Origin of the sequence: Microcystis sp. (genome assembly GCF_048564745.1) — a bacterium.
Taxonomy (GTDB): Bacteria; Cyanobacteriota; Cyanobacteriia; order Cyanobacteriales; family Microcystaceae; genus Microcystis; species Microcystis ichthyoblabe_A.
Window position 1 is genome coordinate 1 of sequence record NZ_JBLZRT010000114.1, and the last position, 4,166, is coordinate 4,166.

The 4,166-nt window shown below is 42.6% G+C and carries 2 protein-coding genes and 1 pseudogene; all 3 read left to right on the forward strand.

Annotated features, from left to right (window positions below):
* Positions 1–140 precede the first annotated feature (140 nt).
* Positions 141–1,502, forward strand: a pseudogene (locus ACOCD9_RS12900) (O-linked N-acetylglucosamine transferase, SPINDLY family protein); the annotation flags it as partial.
* 217 nt (positions 1,503–1,719) lie between these two features.
* Positions 1,720–3,111 (forward strand): NAD-dependent malic enzyme, encoded by a 1,392-nt coding sequence (locus ACOCD9_RS12905; protein ID WP_287661810.1) that lies wholly within the window; start codon positions 1,720–1,722, stop codon positions 3,109–3,111.
* Positions 3,112–3,142: 31 nt separating this feature from the next.
* On the forward strand, positions 3,143–3,877 hold the full coding sequence (locus ACOCD9_RS12910; RefSeq protein ID WP_287703003.1) for a M15 family metallopeptidase: 735 nt from the start codon (positions 3,143–3,145) through the stop codon (positions 3,875–3,877).
* Positions 3,878–4,166 lie beyond the last annotated feature (289 nt).

Consider the following 4,166-nt stretch of genomic DNA (forward strand, 5'->3'; position numbering starts at 1 on the left):
TGGTCTTGGCTGTTTATATTTTAACCAATAAATTGCTGTATTGCAAGCATAGTGAGCTTTTAAAGATAAATTATTGTTTTATTGGTCAGCAATAATTGTCTGTTTTTTATTTAATTTTACATGACAAGTTCGGAAGAGCCGGAATTTCTCTAGTAATTGGTATTTTACAAGCTAAGGGAGACTGGGGAAATTTACCTAAATTTATCGATGAATTAATACAACTAATCCAACGACAAATTAATGCCAAACAATTTAATGCGCTTCCTTTTATTATCGACTCCATTTTAGGAGTTACTAGCTGTCTTCCCTACTATCAAGATAATCCCAAAATTAATCGCTATTTACAAAGTAAACTAGCGGAAATTTTTCAAACAGATGTAAGAACCCGCTATAACTATATTGCTCCTGTTTCTTCTCCAAAATCTCCAGCAAGAAAAATAAAAATTGGTTATATTGCCCATACTCTCCGTCGTCATTCTGTGGGTTGGTTAAGTCGCTGGTTATTTCACTATCATAATCGAGATAAATTTGAAATTTACACCTATTTTGTCAACCAAGCAGCAGACGAAATTACTGAAAAATGGTTTAAAAATAACTCAGATTATAGCTATAACTTGCCAGCAAAAATTGAACAAATAACTGCCCAAATTCGTCAAGACAAATTAGATATTTTAGTGGATCTTGATAGCTTAACTAATAATACAACTTATCTAGTAATGGCCTTAAAACCCGCACCGATACAAGTAACTTGGTTAGGATTAGATGCCTCTGGAATCCCTGCTATTGATTATTTTATCGCCGATAACTACGTTTTACCCGAAAATGCTGAAGAAATTTATTCAGAAAAAATTATCCGACTTCCTAACTCTTATTTATCCGTGGATGGTTTTGAAGTGGGTGTTCCCACCAGGAGAAGAACTGATTTAAATATTCCCGATGATGCTATTATTTATCTGACCGTGCAATCGGGATTAAAACGCACCTTAAACACGATTTTTCTCCAATTGCAGATTCTTCAACAGGTTCCTAATAGCTATCTTTTAATCAAAGGTTTTGCCGACAAAGAAACCATTCGAGAATTATTTCTCAAAAGTGCCGACGAATTGGGAATTAGTCAAGATAGATTAAGATTTTTGCCCAATGATTTCAATGAGGAAACCCATCGCGCTAATCTAGGAATTGCTGATATAGTTATCGATACCTATCCCTATAATGGTGCTACCACAACCCTAGAAACCCTCTGGATGGGAATTCCTTTAGTCACTAGGGTTGGTGAACAATTTGCAGCCCGCAATAGCTATACTTTTATGAAAAATGCCGGCATTAGTCAGGGTATAGCTTGGAGTGATGAGGAATATGTGCAGTGGGGAATTAAGTTAGGATTAGATCAAAATTTAAGGGAAGAAACTCGTTATCAATTACGTCAATCTCGTCATACATCTCCCCTCTGGAATGCCAAACAATTTACCAGAGATTTAGAAACTGCTTATCAACAAATGTGAAATATTTACAGCCTTTCTCATCAAGATGAAGTCTAACCTAATTTGCCATCTCCCCACACCCCACACCCCACACCCCACACACCCCACACCCCACACCCCGCTCCCCTGGTATTATGACCACAGATATCATAATAGCTAAAGAAACTGCACGATTAGATACCAAAGTCCCTCACAGATAGAAGATAATCAATATTTATCAGTATTGGAAGCCTTCAGCATGGTTCATTTAACGCCCAATCCTAGCTATAGTCTAAGTCTCAAGATAGAAATCCCCAATCAAGCGGGAACCTTCGCTTCTGTCCTCAATGCGATCGCCGATGTGGGGGGGAATTTAGGGCAAATTTCTCTGATCGAACGCAATTTAAAGATTAGCACCCGCGAGATTATGGTTGATGCGGCTAGTACCGACCAAGCGGAACAGATTATCGCCGCGGTTAAAGCTCTACCGGATGTTAAACTCCTGAAAGTTTCCGATCGCACCTTCGATCTCCATCGTCGGGGTAAAATCTCCATTGAGAGTCGTATTCCCCTCACCTCCCAAGATGACCTGGCCATGGCCTACACCCCCGGAGTTGGTCGCATCTGCACCGCTATCGCTCACCAACCCGAACTGGTGTACTCATTGACCATCAAGGGCAACACCGTCGCTGTAGTGACCGATGGTAGCGCGGTATTAGGATTAGGAAATCTCGGGCCAGAAGCTGCCCTGCCGGTAATGGAAGGGAAAGCGATGTTATTCAAGGAATTCGCTGGAATTGATGCTTTTCCCATCTGTTTAGCCACCCAGGACCCCGAAGAAATTATCGCAACCGTTAAAAGAATCGCTCCGGTTTTTGGGGGTATTAACCTAGAGGATATCGGCGCTCCCCGCTGTTTTGAAATCGAGAAACGTCTGCGAGCGGAATTAAATATTCCCGTTTTCCACGATGATCAACACGGTACAGCGATCGTTTCCCTGGCTGCCCTGATTAATGCCCTCAAATTTGTCAAAAAATCGCTTGATACAGTCAAAATCGTCATTAATGGTGCAGGTGCGGCCGGAATCGCCATCGCTACTCTCTTTAAAACCGCAGGAGCCACAGATATAATCCTCTGTGATTCCCTTGGTATCCTCTCCCAAAACCGGGACGATTTAACCCCAGAAAAACAAGCTTGGGCCGTGGCCGCCAGTGGTAAGCTAGGGGATGCTCTTAAAGGCGCTGATGTCTTCTTGGGGGTGAGCGCACCGGGGGTATTGACTCCCGAAATGGTTAAGGGAATGGCCAAAAATGCGATCGTCTTTGCCATGGCTAATCCGATTCCCGAAATTCAACCGGAATTAATCAATGATTTGGTGGCCGTGGTGGCTACCGGACGTAGCGATTATCCCAATCAGATTAACAATGTTCTCGCTTTCCCCGGATTATTTCGCGGGGCCCTGGACTGTCGCGCTAGGGCAATCACCGATAATATGTATCTGGAAGCGGCCAAAGCGATCGCTTCTTTGATCACTCCTGCTAATCTCGATCGAGAGAATATTATTCCCTCGGTTTTTGATGGTCGTGTAGTTACGGCTGTGGCCGCCGCCGTTCAACAGGCTGCTCGTCAAGATGGAGTGGCCGGGGAATAATGTAATTATGGTGCAGGAGGGTAAGTAAACCGTGAAACCGATCGATGATATTCCCGAAGCTTTGCGGGACAGCCAGTACAAAAAAACTACTAATCCCCATGGTCTCATAACGATCGCAAGCGGTTTACTTGCTCTGGTGGGAACTGGCATAATTGCCCTAGCAGTCTTGAATCGTCCCCCTGCTTCCGTAAAAAAACCGGTTATTAACCCCTCCCCCCCCATTAAAGCCACTCCTAGCACCATTGAGAACATTCTAGGTCATTTACCCTATCAAGAGGCCCCAGAGACGGAATTAGCCCCTATTACTGGGGATGGTGCTATGCGTTTAAGGAAACCGGCAGCCAAGGCTTTTATCCAGATGCAGAGTGACGCGAGAAGGTCGGGGGTGATTTTAATGCCGATTTCCGCATTTCGATCGAAAGCAACCCAAGAAAAGCTCTTTTTTGAAGTTAAAAAACAACGCAATCAGCAAACCCGCAAACGAGCAGAAGTGAGCGCACCTCCAGGTTACAGCGAACATCATACCGGTTATGCGATCGATATTGGCGATGGTAGCGCTCCCGCAACGAATTTAAGTACCAGTTTTGCCAATACTGCCGCTTTTCGTTGGTTGCAAAATAACGCTGCCCAGTATAGTTTCGAGTTATCTTTCCCCGAAAATAATCCCCAGGGTATTAATTATGAACCCTGGCACTGGCGTTTTGTCGGGGATAGTCACAGTTTAGAAACTTTTTATAAAGCCCAACAATTGGGAAAACAAAAATAAACGTAGTGGACTGTTTCAGCTAAAATAGGGCAATAGATTTCGGCTTAAAGTCTTAGATTATAAAATTTATAGCATTTTTCTAACACACCAAATTAGCTGAAACAGTCCACTAGCTAAAAAATTGTCATCGTATTCAAATTACTGTTTACATAAGACCTCTTGCATAAATCCGAAAACAAACGATAGAAACAATAATGGGAGGGACTTTCAGTTAATTATTTATTAGTAGTTGATAATCTTCAAAAATGTTGCTGTACAAGGATCGACTTAAGACTTTTGCAAGAGGTCT